Source organism: Variovorax sp. PBS-H4, assembly GCF_901827205.1.
Lineage (GTDB): Bacteria > Pseudomonadota > Gammaproteobacteria > Burkholderiales > Burkholderiaceae_C > Variovorax.
Map to the genome: position 1 here is coordinate 1,929,441 of NZ_LR594675.1, position 23,702 is coordinate 1,953,142.

The 23,702-nt window shown below is 67.3% G+C and carries 21 protein-coding genes and 1 pseudogene; 10 read left to right on the forward strand and 12 right to left on the reverse strand.

All coding sequences use genetic code 11. The features are described from left to right. Positions 1–11: 11 nt before the first annotated feature. The 5 genes from E5CHR_RS09250 to flgL all read left to right on the forward strand — a co-directional run bounded on the left by E5CHR_RS09250 (position 12) and on the right by flgL (position 8,305). The gene (locus E5CHR_RS09250; RefSeq protein WP_162579405.1) at positions 12–1,577 is read left to right on the forward strand and encodes a methyl-accepting chemotaxis protein; all 1,566 of its coding nucleotides are present in this window, start codon (positions 12–14) and stop codon (positions 1,575–1,577) included. A 27-nt stretch (positions 1,578–1,604) separates the two neighbouring features. Then, entirely contained in the window at positions 1,605–3,329 is a 1,725-nt protein-coding gene (locus tag E5CHR_RS09255) for a methyl-accepting chemotaxis protein (protein WP_162579406.1), read from the forward strand. 89 nt (positions 3,330–3,418) lie between these two features. Further along, positions 3,419–4,996 (forward strand): methyl-accepting chemotaxis protein, encoded by a 1,578-nt coding sequence (locus E5CHR_RS09260; protein ID WP_162579407.1) that lies wholly within the window; start codon positions 3,419–3,421, stop codon positions 4,994–4,996. 103 nt (positions 4,997–5,099) lie between these two features. After that, positions 5,100–7,058, forward strand: a complete 1,959-nt coding sequence (gene flgK, locus E5CHR_RS09265; protein ID WP_162579408.1) for a flagellar hook-associated protein FlgK — start codon at positions 5,100–5,102, stop codon at positions 7,056–7,058. A gap of 35 nt (positions 7,059–7,093) precedes the next feature. Then, positions 7,094–8,305 carry a flagellar hook-associated protein FlgL gene (gene flgL / locus E5CHR_RS09270; RefSeq protein ID WP_162579409.1) on the forward strand — a complete coding sequence of 404 codons (1,212 nt, stop codon included), beginning with the start codon at positions 7,094–7,096 and terminating at the stop codon, positions 8,303–8,305. Here the strand turns inward: flgL and E5CHR_RS09275 are convergent. Next, complete coding sequence (locus E5CHR_RS09275) at positions 8,292–9,008, reverse strand: hypothetical protein (RefSeq protein ID WP_162579410.1); 717 nt, start codon at positions 9,006–9,008, stop codon at positions 8,292–8,294. The two genes, flgL and E5CHR_RS09275, sit on opposite strands and share 14 nt — an antisense overlap. Before the next feature lie 2,182 nt (positions 9,009–11,190). Here E5CHR_RS09275 and E5CHR_RS09280 point away from each other — a divergent pair. Further along, positions 11,191–11,559, forward strand: a complete 369-nt coding sequence (locus E5CHR_RS09280; protein WP_162579411.1) for a TraR/DksA family transcriptional regulator — start codon at positions 11,191–11,193, stop codon at positions 11,557–11,559. Here E5CHR_RS09280 and mddA read toward each other — a convergent pair. The 5 genes from mddA to E5CHR_RS09305 all read right to left on the reverse strand — a co-directional run bounded on the left by mddA (position 11,556) and on the right by E5CHR_RS09305 (position 16,384). Next, entirely contained in the window at positions 11,556–12,314 is a 759-nt protein-coding gene (gene mddA, locus E5CHR_RS09285) for a methanethiol S-methyltransferase (protein WP_162579412.1), read from the reverse strand. The genes E5CHR_RS09280 and mddA overlap by 4 nt on opposite strands. 155 nt (positions 12,315–12,469) lie before the next feature. Beyond that, positions 12,470–14,638 (reverse strand): alpha/beta hydrolase, encoded by a 2,169-nt coding sequence (locus tag E5CHR_RS09290; protein WP_162579413.1) that lies wholly within the window; start codon positions 14,636–14,638, stop codon positions 12,470–12,472. Continuing rightward, the gene (locus E5CHR_RS09295) at positions 14,635–15,339 is read right to left on the reverse strand and encodes a TetR/AcrR family transcriptional regulator (protein ID WP_162579414.1); all 705 of its coding nucleotides are present in this window, start codon (positions 15,337–15,339) and stop codon (positions 14,635–14,637) included. The genes E5CHR_RS09290 and E5CHR_RS09295 overlap by 4 nt, the downstream gene beginning before the upstream one ends. Positions 15,340–15,474: 135 nt before the next feature. Beyond that, positions 15,475–15,828 carry an HPF/RaiA family ribosome-associated protein gene (locus tag E5CHR_RS09300; RefSeq protein ID WP_162579415.1) on the reverse strand — a complete coding sequence of 118 codons (354 nt, stop codon included), beginning with the start codon at positions 15,826–15,828 and terminating at the stop codon, positions 15,475–15,477. Between the two features lie 133 nt (positions 15,829–15,961). Next, a complete protein-coding gene (locus tag E5CHR_RS09305) occupies positions 15,962–16,384 on the reverse strand; it encodes a secondary thiamine-phosphate synthase enzyme YjbQ (RefSeq protein WP_162583647.1) in 423 nt (140 codons plus the stop codon). Between the two features lie 179 nt (positions 16,385–16,563). Between E5CHR_RS09305 and E5CHR_RS09310 the strand changes: the two genes are divergently transcribed. The 3 genes from E5CHR_RS09310 (at position 16,564) to E5CHR_RS09320 (ending at position 17,892) form a co-directional block, all read left to right on the forward strand. Beyond that, complete coding sequence (locus tag E5CHR_RS09310; RefSeq protein WP_162579416.1) at positions 16,564–17,019, forward strand: beta/gamma crystallin domain-containing protein; 456 nt, start codon at positions 16,564–16,566, stop codon at positions 17,017–17,019. A gap of 6 nt (positions 17,020–17,025) precedes the next feature. Continuing rightward, positions 17,026–17,322 (forward strand): hypothetical protein, encoded by a 297-nt coding sequence (locus E5CHR_RS09315; protein ID WP_162579417.1) that lies wholly within the window; start codon positions 17,026–17,028, stop codon positions 17,320–17,322. Positions 17,323–17,604: 282 nt separating this feature from the next. Next, positions 17,605–17,892: a hypothetical protein gene (locus E5CHR_RS09320; RefSeq protein ID WP_162579418.1), complete on the forward strand. Its 288-nt coding sequence runs from the start codon at positions 17,605–17,607 to the stop codon at positions 17,890–17,892. Positions 17,893–18,027: 135 nt separating this feature from the next. On the opposite strand, the pseudogene E5CHR_RS09325 reads toward E5CHR_RS09320, so the two are convergent. From E5CHR_RS09325 to E5CHR_RS09345, 5 genes and pseudogenes are all read right to left on the reverse strand, one after another. Next, a pseudogene (locus tag E5CHR_RS09325) lies at positions 18,028–18,750 on the reverse strand (cytochrome c biogenesis CcdA family protein); the annotation flags it as partial. After that, positions 18,747–20,045: an ATP-binding protein gene (locus tag E5CHR_RS09330; RefSeq protein ID WP_162579420.1), complete on the reverse strand. Its 1,299-nt coding sequence runs from the start codon at positions 20,043–20,045 to the stop codon at positions 18,747–18,749. The pseudogene E5CHR_RS09325 and the gene E5CHR_RS09330, both read right to left, overlap by 4 nt. Continuing rightward, the gene (locus tag E5CHR_RS09335; RefSeq protein WP_162579421.1) at positions 20,042–20,602 is read right to left on the reverse strand and encodes a thioredoxin family protein; all 561 of its coding nucleotides are present in this window, start codon (positions 20,600–20,602) and stop codon (positions 20,042–20,044) included. Before E5CHR_RS09335 ends, E5CHR_RS09330 begins: the two co-directional genes overlap by 4 nt. 476 nt (positions 20,603–21,078) lie before the next feature. Further along, the gene (locus tag E5CHR_RS09340) at positions 21,079–21,873 is read right to left on the reverse strand and encodes a DUF899 domain-containing protein (protein ID WP_162579422.1); all 795 of its coding nucleotides are present in this window, start codon (positions 21,871–21,873) and stop codon (positions 21,079–21,081) included. Between the two features lie 207 nt (positions 21,874–22,080). Continuing rightward, a complete protein-coding gene (locus E5CHR_RS09345; RefSeq protein WP_162579423.1) occupies positions 22,081–22,473 on the reverse strand; it encodes a hypothetical protein in 393 nt (130 codons plus the stop codon). Between the two features lie 185 nt (positions 22,474–22,658). Here E5CHR_RS09345 and E5CHR_RS09350 point away from each other — a divergent pair, with 185 nt between their 5' ends. Beyond that, positions 22,659–23,006: a hypothetical protein gene (locus E5CHR_RS09350; RefSeq protein WP_162579424.1), complete on the forward strand. Its 348-nt coding sequence runs from the start codon at positions 22,659–22,661 to the stop codon at positions 23,004–23,006. Positions 23,007–23,063: 57 nt separating this feature from the next. On the opposite strand, the gene E5CHR_RS09355 is transcribed toward E5CHR_RS09350, so the two are convergent. Next, on the reverse strand, positions 23,064–23,564 hold the full coding sequence (locus E5CHR_RS09355; protein WP_162579425.1) for a glycine zipper domain-containing protein: 501 nt from the start codon (positions 23,562–23,564) through the stop codon (positions 23,064–23,066). Positions 23,565–23,702: the final 138 nt, after the last annotated feature.

Here is a 23,702-nt window from a genome sequence, read left to right on the forward strand (position 1 = left end):
GGGAACGAACCGTGAGTCTCAAGAACCTGAAAATCGGCACGCGCCTGGGCTTCGGCTTCGCCGCGGTGCTGCTGCTGCTCGCAGCCATCTCGGCGGTCGGAGTGCTGCGCCTGCAGAGCGTGGGCGACGCGACCGACCGGATGGTGCAAGGCGCCTTGGTGAAGGAGCGGCTGGCGAGCGAATGGGCCAAGCTGCTGGGCACGGCGATCGTGCAGACCTTCGCAATGGCCAAGGCCACCGAGCCTGCGACCGAAGCTTATTTTGCCAAGGCGCGGCTCGAGACCTCGCAGCGCATCAACCCGGTGCAGAAGAAGCTGGAGGAATTGCTGAGCGCGCCCGAAGAGAAGAAGCTCTACGGCCAGGTGGCGGATGCGCGCAAGGTCGTGCTGGAGGTGCTGGCCGAGGTTGTCAAGCTCAAGGCCGGCGGCGATGCAGCGGGTGCCAACCAGCTGGCGGACACCCGCTTTTCCGCGGCGCTCAGCGTCTATGAAGAGGCAGTGGCAAGGATTGCCGCGTACGAGCGCGAGCAGATCGACGCCACCACCGGCGCAGTCGCCAAGGACCATCGAGGCGGCCGCATGCTGATGCTGGTGCTGTCGGGCCTGGCGCTGGTGCTGGGTGCCCTGTGCGCATGGTTGACGGCGCGCAGCATCACGCGGCCGTTGGGCGAAGCCGTGAAGGTCGCCGAAACCGTCGCCAACGGCGACCTCAGCGCGCGCATCGAGGTGGACTCACGCGACGAGACCGGCCAGCTCATGAACGCGCTGCGCAACATGAACGCGAGCCTGGCGCGGGTCGTGGGCGAAGTGCGCGACGGCACCGACACCATCGCGACCGCGTCGGGGCAGATCGCCTCGGGCAACCAGGATCTCTCGTCGCGCACCGAGGAGCAGGCCAGCGCGCTGCAGCAGACCGCGGCCTCGATGGAGGAGCTGACTTCCACCGTCAAGCAGAACGCCGACAACGCGCGGCAGGCCAATCAACTGGCGCTCTCGGCGTCTGAAGTGGCCGTGAAGGGCGGCAGCGTGGTCGGCCAGGTGGTGGACACCATGGCCTCCATCCATGCCTCCTCCAGAAAGATCGTCGACATCATCGGCGTGATCGACGGCATCGCCTTCCAGACCAACATCCTGGCCTTGAACGCGGCAGTGGAAGCGGCGCGTGCCGGCGAGCAGGGCCGGGGCTTTGCAGTCGTGGCCTCCGAAGTGCGCAACCTCGCCCAGCGCTCCGCTGCAGCGGCCAAGGAGATCAAGGGGTTGATCGACGACTCGGTGGGCAAGGTGGACGCGGGCACCGCGCTGGTGGGCGAAGCCGGCAAGACGATGGAAGAGATCGTGGGCAGCATCCGCCGCGTGACGGACATCGTGGGCGAGATCAGCGCGGCGAGCCACGAGCAGACGCAGGGCATCGAGCAGATCAACCAGGCGATCACGCAGATGGACCAGGTCACGCAGCAGAACGCGGCGCTGGTGGAAGAGGCCGCTGCCGCGGCGCAGTCGATGCAGGAACAGGCCGGCAGCCTGGTGCAGGCCGTCAGCGTGTTCAGGCTGAAGACCACGGAGCCGAGTCTCGGCTGAATTTATCCCCCAACCCGGAATCGCATCATGAAGTCTCTCTCGAATCTCCGTATCGGACTGCGCCTGGCGCTGGGCTTCGGCCTGGTGCTGGCCCTGACCGTGGCTTCCTCCACTTTCGCGCTGATCAGCGCCAACAAGAACGCCGAGGCCATGCGCCGGATGATGGAGAGCCCGCTGGCCAAGGAGCGGCTCATCTCCGACTGGTACGTGCTGACCTACTCGGCCATCGCGCGCACCGCCATGATCGCCAAGACGACTGACGCGACGCTGCCAGTCACCTTCGCCGACGTGATCTCCGACAGCGTGAAGAAGGGCGCCGAGACGATGGCCAAGGTCGAGGCGCTGTTGGTGACCGACGACGAGAAGGCCGCCTTCAAGACCATCGTGGCTCTGCGGGCCAAGTACCAGTTGGCCAAGGACGCCGTGCAGAAGGCCAAGGCCGGCGGCGACGCGGCCGAGACCGAGCGCGTGTTCAAGGAGGTCTTCCAGCCCGCCGCCCACGCCTACGAGAGCCAGGTGCTGGGACTGCTATCGATGGAGCGCAAGGCGATCGACGACATGAGCCATGCCATCGATGCGTCGAACACGAACGGCTTCAACCTGCGTCTCGCGGGGATGGCGCTGACCGTGCTGGCCGGCGGGCTTTGCGCCTTCCTGATCGCGCGCAGCATCACCCGGCCGCTGGGCCAGGCGGTGAAGGTGGCCGAGACCGTGGCGAGCGGCGATCTCGGCGCGCGCATCGAGGTGCAGTCGCGCGACGAGACCGGGCAGCTCATGAACGCACTCAGGAACATGAACGAGAGCCTGGCCCGCGTGGTGGGCCAGGTGCGCGCCGGCACGGACACCATCGCGACTGCATCGGGCCAGATCGCGGCAGGCAACCACGACCTCTCCGCACGCACCGAGGAGCAGGCCAGCTCGCTGGAAGAGACCGCGGCCTCGATGGAAGAGCTGACCTCCACCGTCAAGCAGAACGCCGACAACGCGCGGCAGGCCAATCAGCTCGCGCTCTCGGCCTCCGAAGTGGCGGTCAAGGGCGGCAGCGTGGTCTCGCAGGTGGTGGGCACCATGGGGTCGATCAATGCGTCGTCGAGGAAGATCGTCGACATCATCGGCGTCATCGATGGCATTGCCTTCCAGACCAACATCCTGGCGCTCAACGCCGCGGTGGAAGCCGCGCGGGCCGGCGAGCAGGGCCGCGGCTTCGCGGTGGTCGCTTCGGAAGTGCGCAATTTGGCGCAGCGTTCGGCTGCCGCGGCGAAGGAGATCAAGGCGCTGATCGACGACTCGGTGGACAAGGTCGAGGAGGGCAGCAGGCAGGTGGCCGAGGCGGGCCGGACCATGGAAGAGATCGTCGACAGCGTCAAACGCGTGACCGACATCATGGGCGAGATCACCTCCGCCAGCCAGGAGCAGACCCAGGGCATCGAGCAGGTCAACCAGGCCATCAGCCAGATGGACCAGGTGACGCAGCAGAACGCGGCGCTGGTGGAAGAGGCCTCGGCTGCTGCGCAGTCCATGCAGGAGCAGGCTGCCAGCCTGGTCGAGGCGGTGAGCGTGTTCAAGCTGGGCCACGACGAGGCAGCGGCCGTGGTCCTGGCACAGGTGCAGGCCAGGAGCCGCGCAGCCCTGCCGGCGAAACCCGGCGCGCCGGCCATCAAGAGCCCGGCACCAGCGCCGGCCCGGGCGGCGCCCAAGGCGCTGCCGCAGGCCGCAAGCACGCCACCGGCCGGCGATTGGACGGAGTTCTAGAACCTGGCAGCGCTCAATTTTTGGCGCAGCCCGCCGATACACCCTGGGTCCGGCCCCGAGTTCATGGGCCTACATGAAGGAAAAGAAAAATGCAGTGGTTCCAGAAGCTTCGTGTCGGCGTCAAGCTGATCCTCGCCTTCCTCGTGGTCGCGGCGCTTGGCGCGGCGGTCAGTGCGCTCGGCATCTTTCACATGAGCCGGATCAGCGCATCGACCGGAAAGCTCTACAACCATGAGATGCGCACGCTGGAGGCGGCGCAGTCGGCCAACATCCACTTGCTGTACGCCAGCCGCGCGCAGATGAGCCTGCTGTCGGCCTCCACCAAGGGCGAACGCAATGCAGGCATCGCCGAACTCAAGAAGGCCGGCGCCGCGTTGGGCGAGCGCATGGCCCAGATCAAGCCCGTGCTGCTCGAGAGCAAGGAGGGCACCAAGCTGCACGAGCGCTACGAGGCACTGGTGCAGCCGCTGCGCAAGCGCATGGGCGAGTTCATCGAGCTCATCTCGAAACAGTCGCTCGACAGCTCGCAGTTCGATGGCCGCGTGGCCGAGGAGAGCACGCAGCTGCTGAAGGAATCACGCGCGGTCGAGGACGTGCTCGACCAGATGGTGAAGCATGCGGACGGCATGGCCAAGGCGAGCATGGAGAGCGCCGAGGGCACCTTCAAGACCTCGCGCCTGCTGATGCTGGCCATGGCCCTGGCGGGCTTGGCGGTCAGCGTGGCGCTGGGCGTGGTGGTGGCGCGCCTGCTGTCGCGCCAGCTCGGCGGCGAGCCGGCCTATGCGGCCGATGTCGTGGGCCGCATCGCGGATGGCGATCTCACCGTGGGCGTGGCGGCGCAGGCCGCCGGCCAAGGCAGCGTGCTGCACTCGATCAAGCAGATGCAGGACCAGTTGACCGACGTGGTGGTCAGGATCAAGCATTCGAGCGACGCCATCGCCACGGCATCCGGCGAGATCGCCTCGGGCAACCAGGACCTGTCCTCGCGCACCGAAGAGCAGGCCAGCTCGCTGCAGCAGACCGCGGCCTCGATGGAGGAGCTGACCTCCACCGTCAAGCAGAACGCCGACAACGCGCGGCAGGCCAATCAACTGGCACTCTCGGCGTCTGAAGTGGCCGTGAAGGGCGGCAGCGTGGTCGGCCAGGTGGTGGACACCATGGCCTCCATCCATGCCTCGTCGAAGAAGATCGTCGACATCATCGGCGTGATCGACGGCATCGCCTTCCAGACCAACATCCTGGCCTTGAACGCGGCAGTGGAAGCGGCCCGTGCCGGCGAGCAGGGCCGGGGCTTTGCAGTCGTGGCCTCCGAAGTGCGCAACCTCGCACAGCGCTCCGCTGCAGCGGCCAAGGAGATCAAGGGGTTGATCGACGACTCGGTGGGCAAGGTGGACGCGGGCACCGCGCTGGTGGGCGAAGCCGGCAAGACGATGGAAGAGATCGTGGGCAGCATCCGGCGCGTGACGGACATCGTGGGCGAGATCAGCGCGGCGAGCCACGAGCAGACGCAGGGCATCGAGCAGATCAACCAGGCGATCACGCAGATGGACCAGGTCACGCAGCAGAACGCGGCGCTGGTGGAAGAGGCCGCTGCCGCGGCGCAGTCGATGCAGGAACAGGCCGGCAGCCTGGTGCAGGCCGTCAGCGTGTTCAGGCTCGCTGCATGAGGCTTGGGCCCGCCTTCATTTTCGGCCGCCGCTGCCGATAAACAGGAAACGGGCCGGCCGCGCGCCCGCCCCCTTCGGAACAGATCTCCCTACAGGTAAAGCAATGTCGATGTTCTATACCGGCCTGACCGGCCTGAGCGTGGCCCGCAGCGCGCTCATGACCACGGCCCACAACACGGCCAACGTCTACACGGCCGGCTACAGCCGCCAGACCTCGATGATCGCCAGCAACGGCGCCGTCGGATTGGCCTCGGGCTTCGTCGGCAGCGGCGCCCGCGTCACCACGGTGGCGCGCAGCTACGACGCCTATCTCAACTCGCAGCTCAATGGCGCCGAAGCCTCGGGCGCGGCGCTGGCCAGCTACGACGCGCAGATCAGCCGCATCGACTCGCTGCTGGCCGACAAGACCTCGGGCCTGTCACCGCTGATGCAAGGCTTCTTTGCCGGCGTGCAGGGCGTGGCCAACACGCCGGCCGACCCGGCGGCGCGCCAGCAGCTGATCAGCGCCGCGCAAGCCTTGGCGAACAAGTTCCGCGCGACCGACCAGTACCTCAGCGACCTCAACACCTCGGTCAACGAGCAGATCCAGGGCAGCGTGGGCGAGATCAACACCTACGCCAAGCAGATCGCCACCCTCAACCACCAGATCGGCCAGATGAGCGCCGTGGCCGGCGGCCAGCCGCCCAACGACCTGCTGGACCAGCGCGACCAGCTGGTCAACCAGCTCGGCAAGCTGGTGGACGTGAAGGTGCTGGAGCAGAACGGCGGCAAGTACAACGTCTTCATCGGCAACGGCCAGTCGCTGGTGTTGGGCGACCAGGCGATGTCGCTCAAGGCCGGCCCTTCGGCGTCGGACCCGACGCGCACGGCGCTTTCGCTGGTGGGCATCAACGGCACGGCCACGGAGCTCGCCGACAGCGTGTTCAGCGGCGGCTCGGTGGGCGGGCTGATGGCCTTCCGCAACGAGACCCTCAACACCTCGCAGAACGCGATCGGCCGCCTGGCCATGGCCCTCACCGATACCTTCAACGACCAGCACAAGCTGGGCGTCGACCTCAACGGCGTGCTGGGTACCGACTTCTTCTCGCAGGCCGCTCCGGGGGTGTTCACCAACGCCCACAACAACGGCGACATGGTGCTCGGCGCCAGCATCACCGACACCTCGCAGCTCAGCATCAGCGACTACTCGGTGGAGGTGAAGGACGTCGCGGGCGTGCTCAACTATTCGGTGACGCGCCTCACCGACAAGCAGGTGATCGGCACCTTCGCAGGCTTTCCGGTCAGCTTCGACGGAGTGCGCCTCGACGTGGCCAGCGGCACGGCGCAGGCAGGCGACCGCTTCCTGGTGCAGCCCACGCGCACCGGCGCACGCGACGTCGACGTGCTGGTGCTCGACCCGGCCAAGGTGGCCGCGGCGTCGCCGCTGATCGCAGGCAACACGGTCGGCAACCAGGGCAGCGGTGCGCTGGGTGCGCCCACGGTCGACGCGGCCTACCCGGCCGCGCCGCTGGCCGCGCCGGTCACCCTGAGCTTCGACGCCGCGACCGGCGAGCTGTCGGGCTTTCCGGCGGGGTCGGCGGTGAACGTGAGCCTCCCCGACGGGACCTCGACCCTCTATGCCGCCGGTGACCCCGTGCCTTACACGGCCGGCGCGACGATGAGCTTCGGCGGCATCACCGTCAAGATGACGGGCGCGCCCGCCGATGGCGACACCTTCACGATCAAGAACAACAGCGGCGGCGTCTCCGACGGCAGCAATGCGCTGCTGCTCGGGGCGCTGCAGAAGAAGACGCTGATGGATGGCGGCACCTCCACCTTCGGCGGCGCTTTCGCGCAGCTGGTGAGCGCGGTGGGCAACCGGACCATGGAGATCCGCACGGCCGAGAAGACGCAGACCAGCGTGACGGAGCAGATCCGCGCCAGCCGCGATTCGATCTCGGGCGTGAACCAGGACGAGGAAACCGCCAACTTGCTGATGTACCAGCAGATGTACCAGGCGAACGCCAAGGTGATCCAGACCGCCTCGACCATGTTCGACGCCATCCTCGGCATCAGCCACTAACCAGGCCCCAGGCCCAGCCACTTCCAGGAATCGCGATGCGCATCAGCACCCAATCCTTTTATGCACGGAGCATGTCCGACATCGGTTCGCAGCAGCAGCAGCTGTTCCGCATCCAGCAGCAGCTCGCCGCCGAAAGCAAGTTCCTGACGCCGGCCGACGACCCAGTGGCATCGGCCCGCGCGCTGGGCGTTTCCGACACGCTCGCGCAGTCTTCGCAGTACGCCGCCAGCCGCAGCCGCGCGACCTTGTCGCTGTCGCGTGAGGAGGACGCGCTGAAGTCCGCCACCGAGATCCTGCAGAACGTCAAGACCATGGTGGTGCAGGCCGGCAACGGTACGCTGTCCGACGCCGACCGCGCCTCGCTGGCCACCGCCATGCAGAGCAATCTCGATCAGTTGGTGAACGTGGCCAATGCCGACGATGGCAATGGACAGTTCCTGTTCGCCGGCTACAAGAGCGCCAACCCGCCCTTCGTGGCGCAGGCCGGAGGCGGCGTGCAGTACATGGGCGACCAGGGGCAGCGCCTGGTCCAGGTCGATGTCGCACGGCAGATGTCCGCTGCGGACGATGGCCGCAGCGTGTTCCAGTCGGTGCAGGGCAGCGCAGGCTATGTCACCAGCGCAAGTGCGGCCAACACCGGCTCGGGCGTGTTCGGCGGCGTCGGCGTGACCGACGCCTCGGCTCCCCTCTACGGCAAGGACTTCAGCATCAGCTTCGCCGGCGGCAACTACACGGTGACGACCAGCGACACGCCGCCGGTGGTAGCGGCCACGGGGCCCTACATGCCCGGAACGCCGATCGCCTTCGGCGGCGTTCAGCTGAGCATGAGCGGCACGCCGGCCGACGGCGACAGCTTTCGCGTGGCGACCGCGAAGAACGCGGGCACGGACGTCTTCGCGGCCATCGGCGATGTGATAAGCGCACTGCGCCAGCCGCTCGCCGCCGGCGGGGCGGGGGCACAGGCCCGTTTGCAGAACGCGCTCTCCACCGCCAATGTGAAGATCACCAACGCGCATGACAACGTGCTGACCATCCGCTCCTCGGTCGGCTCCCGCATGAACGAGATCGATGCCCTCGACGACGCGGGCGCCTCGCGCGACCTGATCGACAAGAGCTATCTGTCCGACCTGCAGGACCTCGACCCCGCGGCTGCCATTTCGGAATTTCTTCAGCGCCAGACCTCGCTGCAGGCAACGCAGCAGACCTTTGCCCGGCTGCACGGGATTTCGTTGTTCAACTATCTGTAGGGATCAGGCGCCGACGCAATTCGGGGCGGAATTGCGAGACGCGAAATCTCGGGTGTGATGCATCACCTTCCCGGGCCGCCACCACCACCACCACCACCACCGGGGCCACCGCCGCCACCAGGACCACCGCCGCCGGGACCGCCGCCGCCAGCTCCACCACCGGGACCGCCGCCGCCAGCTCCGCCGCCGGGACCACCGCCACCGGCTCCGCCGCCGGGACCGCCGCCGCCAGCTCCGCCGCCGGGACCGCCGCCGCCAGCTCCGCCACCGGGACCACCGCCGCCAGCGCCGCCGCCGGGACCACCGCCGCCAGCGCCGCCGCCGGGACCGCCGCCGCCAGCTCCGCCGCCGGGACCACCGCCGCCAGCTCCGCCGCCGGGACCACCGCCGCCAGCGCCGCCACCGGGACCACCGCCGCCAGCGCCGCCGCCAGCACCACCGCCGCCAGCGCCACCGCCGCCAGCACCACCGCCGCCAGCACCACCGCCGCCAGCTCCACCGCCGCCAGCTCCACCGCCGCCAGCACCACCGCCGCCAGCACCACCGCCGCCAGCACCACCGCCACCAGCACCACCGCCACCAGCGCCGCCGCCACCGCCAGCACCGCCGCCACCAGCACCGCCGCCACCAGCACCGGCACCGCCAGCACCGGCACCGCCAGCACCAGCACCGCCAGCACCGCCACCGCCACCGCCCGATCCATCGCCCCCTGCCAACAACCACCTGAGGCTGCCACTGCCATTGCTCTTGGACGGGGCGCCGGTGCCTGTCGTGCGTGGGTCACCGACCCCTTGTGACTGCACCACCCGGCCCGCAGGCGCGGAGCTCACGCATGGCGCTTCACCGTAGGGGTTGAACCTGTCGCACTGGGAGGGCACCACGGCCGGCCGGCGTGCAGCGCTCTGATAAGGATTGCCCTGCACCGGGCTGGAACGCGGCTCGCCAGCCCGGGGCGGGATGCCGGGAACCACCGACGGCTGAGCCGAAGCTGCCGTCGCATTGCCTCCGGGAGTGCCGTTCGCCTTGGCCTCCTCTGTCCGGACAGCCGGAGCGACCTTCGGTGCTTCCGCAGCCTTGGGTTCCTCGACGGCTCTGGTGCTCTCGATGATTCTGGCCGGCCTGGCGGTCCGAGCGAACTCGACAGTCCCCGACCGGGTGCCACTGCGCGGCGGTGTGACAAGCGTGGGCTCTGGCACGCCAGCCGTGACGACGTCGGAAGGGCTGACTTCGTCTTGGGCAACAGGAGCAGCCGGCGTCGGCGCGGGCGCAGTCTCTTGAGCCGGTGGCTGCGACGCGGCTTCTGTCCTCGCTTCCACCGCGGCCGGGGGCGCGGATTCGGGCTGGGCTTGCGTCAAAGGCGCCGGGTCGGGGCGAGGCGGCGAAGTCACAGCGGCGACGCCCTCCGGTGGCCCACTCGGCGCGCTCGCACCGCCTGGCGCGCTTGGGTTCACGAAGACCGGGGCCGGACCCGCGAGCGGGGGAGGCTGCTTCGCGGGGCGGCCGAGATACCACATCACAAAGGCGACGTGCAGCAGCGCCAGAATGATCAACAGCCACACGATCGACACGTCGACGCCACTGGGCACCGGGATTCCCAACACGTGGCGCGATGTCTTGCTCTGGCGCCCCGCACGCACCGGCGGCCACGAATCCAGGGAAGCTGCCGGGCGCTGGTGCGCAGGCGCGTCTTGCGTGGGCGTTGCCGTCGATCCGGGCCCGTCCGGCAGGAGCTTTGCGGCGCAATGGCGGCAATACCGAGCCGTGTCCCTGTTGAGGGTCTGGCAGTGGCTGCAGACGCGGGTCAGATGCTGCGGCTGAATGGCCGGACCGGGGGCCTGCCAGTCGGTCCAATTGGGCTGCCCCGGTCCTTTGGATACCGGTGCTTGCTGCGGCTCGTTCGCTGCGACCTCCGCCACGCGAGCCAACCCCGGCGAGCCTGTCATCGGCTCCCCCAGGTCCCGCGGAGGATGGCGTGCCGGCTCGGTCATCGCGTGCAACCCACGGCGGCCGTTGTGCGATGCCAGCGCGCAGGCTGCCTGCTGAACGGGCCGCGCCTAGGTCCGGCAGAAATTTTCTTAACCGAGACCATGCTAGAGCTCACGGCGGTTCTCGTTCGCAGCCGGCTTTTCGACGGCAAGCCGGCGCCGGAGCCGCTGTTCTGCAACGGCCAACTTGGCGAAAGCCTGCAGATCTGCGTCCGTCGGGCCGACCCCGTCGCTACTTAAATGTTGTCGGAAGGCATCGACGATGCGCGACTGGACTGCTCGCCTCGCGCGCGCCGCTGCCCCGAGATCGATGCGTTCCCGTTCCTTCTTGGCGCAGGCCTCGTCATTCGAAAAGCTCGGGTACCTTGGCGCCGGTGTTGATCGGCACTTCCGCCGCGCGGCTGACCTCTTCTGACGATTGGCGAACCGTGACATTCTTCTTCTCCGATCAAGACCGCTGCGTGTGAAACATTCACACGACTAATGCACTTGTCTTATAGCCAGAGCGTTTTCTTTGTCAGACAGAGGCTGAAGTTGACGTCCTCGTGGCTGTTCCGCCGTCCGCCGTCCAGACGGACGCGGCCATCGAAAGACCGCGCCGGCAGAAATTGCCGCATCCTTTGCGCCCGGAACTGGGCGAGCGACAAGAGTTGGTCGGCCTTGGGACCTCTGGGTGTCGGCTGTTGCGCATCCGATTCATCTCCATCGGCTGGCTTTGAATCGCGCCCTTCTCCGGGTGCCGACCTGCGTGGCGGGAAGGAGATTCAAGCGCATGAAGCAGACCACCTCCGTCGCGCCCGGCAGGCCAGGGGACCGTCCCCGGGCATCCCGGTTGCCGCAGCGGGCCATTGCACTGGGAGATCCCGGATGACTGAATTGAGCGACAAAGAGCTCGCCACGATGAGAGCCAAGTTGGATGCCCGCGAGGCCGAACTCGGCGCGCAGGTGAGAAGCGTGAACGAAGAGGCTGAGGAAGCCCCAAGCCGGTCCCCGCCCGAAAACGTGGGGGACATCGGCGACCAGGGCGAGGAACTGATCCGCGGTGCAGTGCGCCATGCGGAGATGGAGCGCGACCAGATGGAACTGCGCCAGATCGCGGATGCGCGCGAGCGAATGGATCATGGCACCTACGGCACCTGCGTCGATTGCGGCGCGGACATTCCGCTTGCGCGCCTCGAGGTCCTGCCCTTCAGCAACCGCTGCATCAGCTGCCAGGAGAAGTACGAAACGGCGCATCCGGGCGGGGTGCGGATCCCACCCGCGCTCTAAGGCTGGCTGGGGTTCTTGCGGCCGCGTGCGGCAAACCTGGGCAGCAACATGCCGACCTGGTGGCGGTATGCCTGGTAGCGCTGGCCGAACTGTTCGACGAGGTCGCGCTCCTCGAACCAGATGCCGACCAGGATGTAGCCGGTAGAGGCCGCGGCAAACAGCAGGTGGCCCGCCGTCATGGTTGGTGCGGCCCAGAAGGCCAGGATGAAGCCGAGGTAGATCGGGTGCCGCACGTGCCGGTAGAACAGCGGCGTGCGAAAGTCCGCGGCCGGGAGCGCGCGATTGCGCAGCTTCGCCCACACCTGCCGCAGGCCGAAGAGCTCGAAGTGGTTGATCAGGAAAGTGCTGATGAGGAGCACGCCCCATCCCAGCCAGAACACGGCTTGCAAGGCGATGCGCGCAACAGGGTCGTCGACGCTCCAGATGACCGGCTGGGCAAGGGGCCGCCACTGCCACAGCAGCAGGGCCAGCGCCGCGCTGGCTGCGAGCACAAAGGTGCTGCGCTCCACCGACTCCGGAATCAGCCGGGTCCACCAGCGCTTGAATCCGCGTCGCGCCATGACGCTGTGCTGCACTGCAAAGAGGCCCAGCAGCATGACGTCGACGAGCAGCGTCTCGACGAGCGCCACGCTGGCCCCGCTGTCGATGGTCTTCGGCAGCAGCGGCATATTGCCGACGAATCCGATCGCGTAGACGAAGGTGGCGAGAAAGAAGACGTACACCACCAGCCCGTAAATTGCGGCGAGGATTGCCATGACGAATCTCCTGTAGCGATGGTTGAGGACGAGGCGAGCCCGCGCGCCTGCGCGCTGCAGGCACGAAAGGCCATGGGGATGAAAGGATGGGCCCGTCGCGGGCCCCGCTGCGCTGGCGCGCTACGGGACTTCGCAGCCGTGCGGCTTGCGCGGCTTCATCGAGCCCACCCGCGGTTGTCGAGCACTTGGGCGATGCGCATGGCGGCGCGCGCCGCCCCGTCGGTTTCTACCGGGCGATAGCGCACAGGTTCATGCATCGCGGCAAGCGCCCGCCGCGCCAGGGCGTCCGGGTCCAGCGTCGCCGCGTAGTCCATCGAGCGGTCGGCGGCGTAGTTGGCCAGCCGCTGGCGCACGTGCACGCACTGTTCGAAATGGCGCTGCAGCGGAAAGCTCAGGAACGGGCGGCGCGTGGCCACCAGTTCCATCGTGGTCGACAGTCCGCCCTGCACCAGCGCCAGGTCGCAGCAGGCCAGGTGCTCGAAGAGGTTGTGCACGTAGGAGCGCAGCTCCAACCCCGGCTGCGGCTCGAACTCGTCGGTGGACAGCCTGGGACCGGTGACGAGGATCAGGCGCAGTTCGGGCAGTTCCCGCTTCATGCGTGGGAAGGCCTGCGCGATGCGTTGCAGCAGGTGCCGGCCGGTGGACGTGCCGCCCACGGCCGCAATGGCAATCTTCTCATCGCTGCGGTAGCCATGCCGCATGCGCAAGCGTTCGGTATCGGCCAGGGCGTGGGGATCGAATGGCAGGCAGTAGCCGCAGTAGCAGAAATTGCGATCGGTCCAGTCGCGGATGGCCGGCATGCCGGGGCCGAAGGGCTGCTCGGTCACGTCTTCGCGGTTGCCGACGAAGATGGCGGCGTCGCGCAGGTACGGATAGCGCGCCACATGTTCGATGTCATCGGCGTTGCGGTCGGCGCACAGCAGGGCTTCGCGCTCGTTGCCTTCCTCCATGGGCAGGCAGCCGACGAAATCGGTGAGGAACACATAGGGCTGGCGCTTGAGCTCGGGGTTCTCGTGGTAGTGGTAGTCCACCTCCCAAGCCTCGTCGCCGATCACGATGTCGTAGTGCTCGGCCTCGACAAGGTCCACGAAGGTCATGAAGTTGTGGCTCATGACTTCGTCCATCGTGCGCAGCGCGAAGAAGGCCGACAGGTCGTGTTCGCCGGCCATCCCTTCGAAGTGGCGGCTCTCGTTGGCCAGGCGCCGGGTGATCGGGTGCAGGTGTTCGCCTTCGCGCTCGAGGTAGCTGGCCGCGGGGTGGGTGGTGAACCAGTCGATGGCCAGATCCGGCTGCAGCTTGCGCAGCTCGCGCGCGATGGCCAGGTCGCGCTGCACGTGGCCCAGGCCGATGGGACTGGAGATGAACAGCGCGCGGCGAGGGCGCTTCATGGCGCGCGTCCAGGTGCGCTCGCGCGGCTTGCCGCCGATGAACTCTCGCAACGTGCGGTTGAAGACCACGGGGTCGCGTGCCGCCGTCACATGGCCGCCGCCCCCGATGGTGAGGAACTCCGAGCCCGCCACCAGCCCATGGATCTCGCGGCCCTTGGCGTAGGGAACGCGCCCGTCCTCGTCGCCATGGATCACCAGCGTCGGACAGGCCACGCGTCGCGCCAGGTCCCGCACATCGTTGTCCCGCCAGGCGTTGCGGCACCAGGCCAGCCAGTCGGGGCGCGTGGCCCAGGCGTAGTGCGCGCCGTCTTCGTACGGCTTGGTCGAGTGCGGCTCGCTGAAGATGGTGGCCATGAACCAGTCGATGTAGGCCGGCCAGTCGCGCAGCAACTCGCTTTCGATTGCCACGCGTTTCACGAGTCTCGGGTCGTCCACCAACGACTCGGCAAAGCCGCCGGCCGTGACCAGGTGCGTCACGCGCTGCGGCTGTTCGGCCGCCAGCCGCAGCACGGTCATGGCCGCCGCCGAGATGCCGACCAGCGCCACGCGTTCGGCGCCCACTGCATCGAGGACGGCAACGAAGTCGCCGTAGAAATGATCGAAGCTGTAAGCCCCTTGTCCGGCCGGCCGGTCGGAGCGCCCATTGCCGCGGCCATCCACCGTGATGACCCGGAAGTGCCGTGACAGGTAAGGGACGGTCCCCTTGAGCATCTGGCTGTGCACGATCTGGAACGGCGGTGCGAAGGCGATCCACGGGCCGCTCTCGCCCCAGACGGCGTACCAGACCTTGACGCCATTGCGGTCGATGAATCCCTCTTGCACCGGCTGCACGGTTTCGTAAGGCGATGACACGCCGCCCGGCAGCGCGCCCGGCTCTGCCAGGGGACCGGCAATGCGGGACAGGCGCTCCGGCCGCTCGCCATCGGCCGTGTTCATCGCTGGCCCCTGCCGCGCACCGCGGGTGCCTGGGCCGAGCGGGCCGCGGCCTTGGCGTCCAGCGATTCGAGCAACCACTGCACGGCATCCAATGCCGCTCGGTGCTGGGCCTGCTCTTCCTTCACGCCCAGCAGATCCGCGAACTCCATGCCGAGCCAGAACTCCGAGACCCAGCAGGCAATGACCTCGGGCGTGAACGGGGGCGGCAGCTTCGTACCGTCGGCCTCCAGGCCCGCAAGGGCTTCGCGCACGGCCCCCAGCACGAGCTCTTTCCAGGCCAGGAGGCGCGGCAGGAACTTCTCGCGCAGACCGGCGTTCGACAAGCTGGCTGCCCACAGCTCCGCTTGCAAGCGCACGAATCCCGATTTCAGGTCGTCCTGGTAGAAGCGCCGCGCGCTGGCCCACTTCTGCGCAAACCCGACATCGCCCGCGTACATCGACGCCTGCCGCGCCAGCAGGCGTTGATTCGCGGCGTCGAGCACATCGATGACCAATTGGTCCTTGCTGCGGAAGTGGTAATTGATCAGCGCGTGGTTGACGCCTGCGTCCTTGGCGATCTCGCGCACGCTCAACGCTGCGTAACCTTCGGACACCAGGCGCCTGAATGCCGCATCCAGGATGCGCTCCCGCGTGTGGGTCGCGTCACCGTCGTGAAGCTTCGAGGCTACGGATCGGGACCGGCGGGCGGGCGCGTCAGGCATCATCGATTCACCAACTGGTTTAAACAGTCGTTCAATGCTAGTGACTCGATGGGTGCGTGTCAATCGGGGGTTCGGCCCTCCATTCCTTCGAGGCTTGTTCGGCTTGTTCGCCCTGGGGCGACCTCGCTGGGACGGCTAGATGATCTCGGGGTCGGTGCGGATGGTGGTGCGGTCGCGATGCTTTTTCGCCTTGCCCAGCACGCTGTCGAGAGCCCGTAGCGCCTTCGGCTCGGCTCCGCGGAAGGCCTCGTCCAATGTCGGGGCTTGATGCGACACGGCGATGGGCGGGTGCTGTGGCACGTGCGCCTCGATCAGGCAACGCTTGTCATCGGCGCCGCCCTTGTCGCTGTTCACATCGGACAGGTGCACTTCCACGCGCCGGATGTCTTGGGCGAACCGCGAGAGGCTCTGGCGAATCTCCTGGTCCGCCCACCGCTCGAGCGCTTCGCGGTTTTCCATGCCATTGCCTGTGTTGATGTGGATTTCCACGTGTACCTCCGGAAGTAAGTCAAACCTCGAAGCTGCACACGACAGCCACGCTCGGCTGTAGGCGAACGGAGCAAAGCAGGGTATGCCAACCAAGCGCCCGGCTCGCCTTGGCTGCCGGTCACCGCAGCATCACTCAGTCGCCCAGAAGATGCAACACCACGCTGCGGCGGTGGGGGCGCAGGCGGTGCTCCCACACGTAGATGCCCTGCCATGTCCCGAGGGCGAGGCGGCCGTTCAAGACCGGGATCGACAGCTGCACCGCCGTGATCGCTGCGCGGACGTGGGCCGGCATATCGTCAGGGCCTTCGTCGCGATGGCGGAACAGGCGGTCACCATCGGGCACCAGGCGGGCGAGGAAGCGATTCAGGTCGGCCTGCACATCGGGGTCGGCGTTCTCCTGGATCAGGAGGCTGGCGGACGTGTGGCGGATGAAGAGGGTGAGGAGGCCGGTCTGGACACGTTGCGCATCGAGCCATTCGGTCACGGGGCGGGTGATCTCTATGAGCGCGCGGCCTGGCGTATCGATGTCCAGGGATGTGGTGGACTGCGGGTTCATCAGGTCGAGGATACGGCGGTCTATGCGGCAAGCTTCGCCGCTCGCCAGTACCCCGCTCCACGCCATGCCCCTTCCCCACATGTAGGAGCCGCCTGCCGCGACGCCGCGCCGTCGGCGGACCGCTGCGCCGGCGGATGGATGCTGAACTGCCACGTTCCATTCACCCTTACGGACCTCGCATGAACCGAACCCCATCCCTGCCATCTTCCAGGACCTTGCTCCCGCTTTGCGCCGCAGCCTTGCTGGCGCTCGGCGCTTGCAGCAGCACGCCCACGGCGACCACCGCGGCCAACCAGCCCGACCCGACCATCCTGCTGGTGCCGGTGCAAGTGAGCGATCCGGCCCTGAGCTCCGGTTGCTGGGCGCAGTTCTATTCGAAGCGAAACTTCGAGGGCGACATGCTGACGCTCGTCGGGCCCGCCCAGGTGATGAGCATGGACAACGGCACCGCGCGCCAGCTGAAACGCGACATCGACAGTGTGAGCGTCGGTCCGCGTGCCACCTTGCAGGTCTACGAGCACGCCATGTTCCGGGACAAGACGGTCAGCTTTCCGCCAAACAGCCGCGAGGGCGGGTTGATCCGCAAGCTCGGCTTCGGTGGGCGCATCGAAGCGATGAAGCTCAGCTGCAGCTGAAGCGCCATGGTTGCTGATGATTTCGTGCAAGTCCGTCGGGTGCTCGAGTCCGTGGCGTCCAATGGCTCGACGCAGCGTGAGCCCGCCGAGTGCGCCCGGCTCCTCGTCGAGCATGGCTTCATCAGCGGCCGGCCTCCTGCGGCATGCACGTTGACGCCCGACGGAAGCGACCTGCTCGATGCATTGCGCGACGCACGCGCTTGGGCGGCCGTCGAGCGCCTGGCCGGCGAGCACGGCCCGCCGACGTTGGCAACAGTGAAAGCTGCCGTGGCCGCACGCATCAGCGGCGGGTTCAATGCGTGAACAGGCGCGGCGCGGCTGCTGAGCGATGGTTGGCCCGTCCGTTCTCGATGCGGCTCAGTAGGTCTGATAGAACCCACATCGTGAGGTTCCTGCCCTGGCTCGACCCGTATCCAATGAACAACGCCGTCCACCTTCAGCACGAGACTTTCCTCACACGTACACCAAGAATTCACGACCAGCAATGCTTCTTTACGTGACCTTCAGCGACGCTTAAGCATCGACCCAGAGACTGATTCCACAGCAAGGGAAGAAGTCCCGAGCCTACCGAAAGGATCCCACGTCATGAAGCGTTCTGCCGCCCCCCAGCCCCTGACTCCGTCCCAGATCGAGCTTGTTCTCGAGTTGCTCGAGCTGTGCCCGCTGGCGCCGAAGGAGACCGCCGCAAAGTTCAACGAACTGATCCGGGCCGGCACGTTCTCGGAAGCCCAGCAGGAAGCCATCGAAATCCTCTTCGGGCTCGAGGAAGAAGAGATTCCCGACGCGCTCTTCCATTTCGTGGACGAAGATGCCCGGCCCATCGTCCGCGATGCGCTGGCGCACGAGGCGCGACTCAGCTTCGTCGCCGCCTGAGAAGCTCGGGCAAACCGGCCGGCCTTGTGTTCCAGGGACCTGTGCCGGTGCCGGTCCACGCGCCGCAGTGGGCAGCATGACGGGCGCGTCCATGCCGGTGCCTGGGCGGGGGAAGGACTAGATCCGGCCCTGATGCTCGACCTTCTCCAGCAATGCCTTCTCGATCCCCTCGGTGGTCGCGAACGAAAGCCGGCTGAGCAGGCCCGTGTCGAGGCCGAGCGCGATCGCACCGACGCCGACCAGGACTGCCGCCCCCGCGGCACGTCGGACCCATTCGCCGGTCCGCAGCGACCCCTTCAAGGCGGAGAACACGCGCGCACCGAACAACAGCGCGGCGGCCAGCGAGGTGCACGCACCCGCGGCATACGCCAGCAGCAGCAACGAGGTGCCGGCGCTGGCGCCGTTGAGCGCGGCACCGGTCAGGATCAGCCCGAGGATCGGCCCCGCGCAGGGCGCCCACAGCAGGCCCGTGCCGATGCCCAGCAGGAGCGGTGACAGGAAGGACAGGCGCGTGGATGAAGATTCCGCTCCGGTCTGGGACAGCCGCATGCCGAGCGCAACGAACGGCCTGCTCATGCGATCGCCCCACGCGGGCACCAGCAGCGTCAGGCCGAACACGGCGAGCAGGGCCATGGCCGCGACCCGTCCGTATTCGTTGAGCCCGACCACCCAGCCGCCGCCCACTGCGGCAAGTGTGGCAATTGCGGTGAAGGCGAGCGCCATTCCCAGCAGCATCGGCAGGCCGTGCGAACGGAAGGGGCGGTCAGCGCGTGCGAACACGAAGGGGAGCACCGGCAAGATGCACGGGCTCAGGATGGTGAGGACGCCGCCAAGATAGGCAATCGCGAGGATGATCATGATGCGAGGTCCCGTTGGAGAGGCATGGCGACGCGGGCCTCGAGGCCGCCCTCGTCGCGGTTGTGCAGGCTCAGTTGCGCGCCCATCGCGATGGCGAGCTGGTGTGCGATGGCCAGGCCGAGGCCCGTGCCTCCCGTGCTCCGGTTTCGCGAGCCTTCGACCCGGTAGAAGGGCTTGAGAACAGCTTCCAGCTGGTCGGGGGGAATACCGGGCCCGTCGTCGATGACGGCCATGACGAGCCGGTCGGCATCGACGCGCACCTGCATGCGCACGCTGCTTCCGAACTTCAGCGCGTTGTCGACCAGGTTCACGACGATGCGGCGCAGCGCGTTCGGGCGCGTCACGATGGGGCCGCCGATCCGCCCCTCGAGGCGCACCGGCTGGCCCGAGTCCTGGTAGTCGGCAACCATGCTCTCAAGCAGCGCGTCGGCATCGACCCGGCACGGCGGCTCCGTGGCACCGTGCAGTGTCTTCGCATAGGTGACGCCTTCCTTGACGAGGGCGTTCATGGCGTCGAGGTCCTGCCGGAATTTCAGCTGGTCCTTCTCGTTGTCCATCATTTCGGTGCGAAGCCGCATCCGGGTGATGGGCGTCTGCAGGTCGTGGGAAATGGCGGCGAGGATTTCTACGCGCTCGGCCATGTAGCCCGCAATCCGTTGCTGCATGGCATTGAAGGCGCGCGCTGCATGCGCCACTTCGGTCGGGCCTTCCTCGCCGAGCATCCGGCCCTTCAGGTCGGGCCCGAGCTCGTCAGCGGCCGCCGCCAGCCGGGCCAGTGGCCGGGTGACAAGACGCACCGCGAACCAGGCGCAGACGCCGAGCACGAGAAGCTGCAGCAGCAGCACCCACAGGACCCAGTTCGACACCGGCATGCCGACCCGGCGCGCATCGACCACCACCGGGCTGCCATCCGTCAGCCTGACCTGGATGCGGACGTCGCCACCTGCGGCCTGTGCGACCTTCACGACTTCGAAGGGTTGCAGCGCGTGCACGATGGCCGCGGCAAACTCCTGCGACTGCTGCGAGGCGGGCTGCGGGCCCGCCACGCCGCCGCCCAGCATGAAGCGGTAGTTGCGCCGTTCCAGCCGGCCGAGCCAGCCTTCGCGCTCGGCGGCGGGCAGGTGGTCGAGCATGGCGATCGAGCTTGCGATGTCGCGCTCGATGCCGGTCATCATCAGCTCGCGAAGCGCCATGCCGCGCTCGTAGCGAATCGCCGCGAAGGTCAGCAGTTGCGCAATCGCCAGGCCCACCACGATGATGAGCGTCACGCGCGCGAAGAGGGAGCGCGGGGTCATGAGCCCGCGGGAGCTGGCTCTGCCAGAAGGGCCTGGATCTTCTTTTCGGTCATTGCGTAGCTGCCCTCGCCGAAGTGCGAGTAGACGATGCGCCCCTGCTTGTCGATCAGGTAGACGGCGGGCCAGTACTGGTTGCCGAAGGCCTTCCAGGTCGCATAGTTGTTGTCCTGTGCGACGGCGTGCCTGATCTCCAGCTTTTCAATGGCCTTCTGGACATTCTTGGTGGACTTCTCATATGCGAACTCGGGCGTATGCACGCCCACCACGACCAGGCCGCTGTCCTTGTACCTGGCATGCCAGTCCTTCACGTACGGAAGATGGTTCAGGCAGTTGATGCAGGTGTAGGTCCAGAAGTCGACCAGAACCACCTTGCCGCGCAACTCATCCAGCTTCAACGGCTGGGAGTTGAGCCATTTCTCGATGTCGCGAAACTCGGGCGCCGGCTGCTGCGCGGCAACGGTGATGTTGCCGCCCTGCGGGTGGCCTGCAAAGGTCAGGGCTGCAGACGACGCCACGAGGGCGGCGGCGAAAAGGGAGGCACTGAAGCGGATGTTCATGATGACCCGGCGTTGGTAGAGGAACGCTCGGATCTTCAACCTTTTCGCGCTCGATCGGCGTGAACGCGTACATCTCTGTATCGATGCACGACGTCGACACACTACGTTTCACAACGAGAGCGGATGCAGGGCTTGCTGGCGGCCTCGGCTCTAGAAATCCGTCCACTGGGTGGTGTCGTCAGGCTCGGGCACCCGTCCCGCCGACAGTACAAGGGCAGCGGCGGCGAGTGCGCCGGCCGCAACGAGCATTCCGAAGCCGAAGGTATAGACGAGCCATGATGTGCCAAGGGCACAAAGCGAGAGTGCAAATGCTTTGGGCATGCAAGGAGTTTGACCCGAGTGTCTCGAACCCCCGTGTGACCAAACTGGCGAAATCGGCAGATAGCAACGGTTCAGTCCAAACAGACTAGCTGCCGCGCAAACGGTCGTGCGCACCTTCGCGCGGGGGCGGCGCACGCGCCGTTTTCGCCGCGCGATCAGGCCTTGGCGCCCCCGTCGCGGTCCCGGAATGCCGCCTCTCCGGCGTCCGATACTTCGACCCATTTCTTGTCGGGTACTGCATCCGCGGCGTAGTTGTCGTGCCAGTTCCACCATTTGTAGGTCGGCGTCTGGGGGTAGCCTTCGGGCGAGTCTTCCCAGACCTCCTGCCGGCCCAGCGGCGTGATGTCGAGGTAGTTCCAGGTATTCCCCATCTGCTCGTCGCCGCGGTTGTTGATGAAGTAGGTGCGGAACACGCGGTCGCCGTCGCGAAGGAACACGTTCGTGCCATGCCACTCGTCCACGCCGAAGTCGGCGTCGAAGCGGTCGGTGAGGGTGAACCACGGGATGTCCCACCCCATCCGCGCCTTCAGCCGCACGATCTCCGGCTGGGACGCACGCGAGACGAAGACCAGCGTGGTGTCACGGGCGTTCAGGTGGGCCACGTGGGCAACCTGGTCGGCCACCATCGAACACCCGCGGCATGCATGGTCGGGCCAGCCGAAGACGCCCGGTTCGAAGAAGGCGCGGTAGACGATCAACTGGCGCCGGCCATCGAACAGGTCGAGCAGGCTGGCCTTCCCCGCCGGCCCCTCGAAGGCGTAGCGCTTCTCCACGGCCATCCACGGCATGCGCCGGCGCTCGGCGGCCAGCGCGTCGCGGGCGCGGGTGTGGGCCTTTTCCTTGACGAGCAGCTGCTCGCGGGCCGCCTCCCATGCCTGGGGCGACACGATCGGTGGTGTGTGCATGGCAGGCAGGCCGCCTGGCACGGTGTTCTCGCTGGACTGGCTCATGGTGGAATCTCCTGGTTGGGCGAATGCCCGCGCCTCGGGGCTGATGAGCGCTTCCGTTCGGCGCGGTACGTGAGCCAGTTTGGCACCGGGAATCGAGCGAGAGGGAGTAACAAGTTTGGCGGCATTTCCGATTCGGGCTGCTGCGGGCTCGAGCCGCTCTCTCAGCCTGCCGTGCGCAGTTTCGCAGGCCGCTGAGGGCTTCCGCCGCTAGGCAAGAGGCACAGGCCGATCGCCAGCTTGACGGGCGAGTGCGCTTGCCGTTGATTGCAGTTCGGGCACGAAGGTGAGCAGCCGGCGGGTGAGCCAATACAGATGGGACGCATCGATGGGGTCCGGCAGCCTCAGCGTCTTGATCAGCCGTTGTGCGCGCTCGCCGAGACCGAGCGCCACCATCGGTTCGAGGGTCTCGGCCAGCTCGCGTCGGACTTGCTCGTCCACCAGGTCATGCACATCGAGGCTGTGCCAGATGGCCTGCACTGCGCGTTCGCACAATTCAGCGTCCGATGGCGGCGTCTCGACTTCGGCATAGCCCAGCAAGCCCGGGGGCATCGGGTGCACGCCGCGTGCGGGGTGGGACGCGAGGGTCTTTCGTGAAGGCATCGGCTGCTCCTTCCTGCAGAAGACGATACGCCGCGGCGGGCTCGACGGCAATGCTGCAGACCCGGTAGCGGGCGCAGGATGCGATCGATGAGGCGGCGGCTCCCCCGGACAGAGGATTCGCCCTGGCCCGCAGGCGCTTAGAGTGAAGTTGCACGCGATCACGCGCGTGACCGAAAGGGGAGCTCATGGCAACGCACCTGCTACGCTGCGCCGTCGTCGCAGCGCTGACCTTGATGGCGGCTTCGCACGGACGGGCGCCGGCCCAGCCAATGGCGCCGGACCGACGGCACCTGGCTTCGGCCAGCGTGGAGACGCTCCAGCGCGCCTACCTGGACTGCGACTACATCGCGACCCGCACCCTGCTCGACCTCGCCAGCGCGGCGCATTGCTCGTTGGTGGGTGAAGAACTCAAGCAGCGCGCGTTCGGCGGCGACTTCGACCAGCTGGTCGCGTGGTGGCGCGCCAACAAGCGGGTGCACGCGGAGGCAGTGTCGGAGTCGCAGATGCCGGATCATGGGCCGGGCAGTCCTTAGCCGGGTGTGCGACCAAAAACAAAGGCCCCCCACGGGGGCCTTCATTCCCGCCTCGGCTCAGCGTCCGTCGCCGTCGGAGTCGCCAGGAATGGCGCGCTCGGCTTTGTCACTGAGGCGTTGCCATGCGTCTCGCGTCGCATGCTTGGCGCGTTCCCATTCCAGCGAAGAGCTTCCGCGTGCGGTGCTCCAGTCGCGGCTGAGTTCCGGCTCGACATCGTCGAACCTGCGTTCAGGGTAGCGTGAATACGAGTCGACCCCATAGCGGTATGCAGGGGCATATTCGTCGTAGGTCGTCCCGCTTTCCACATAGGGGCGCCCGTTGTAGTTGTCTCGCCAGTACGCATCCTCTTCGACAGGATCCGCCTTGGCCGCGCGTCCGGCGAGGGCCCCAGCCACTGCGCCGACGGCCGCTCCAACCGCCGCGCCAACGGGCCCGGTCATACCGCCGACAGCTGCTCCCGCCGCCGCGCCTCCTGCCACGCCACCGGCGATGCCGCCCACGGCCGCACCAACCCCGGTTGCACCTGCCTTGTCCTTTGTGTCGTTCCGTTCAGCCATCGAAGTCTCCTTAGTCAAATGGGAGCCTTGAAGGTCTGCTCGTCTTGACCGCAGGCACAGGGTCCGCCGACTGATCACGGTGAAGTCTGGAAGCGCTGGGGCATGACGGTGAGTGCCTACAAGGGGCGACGGCGACCA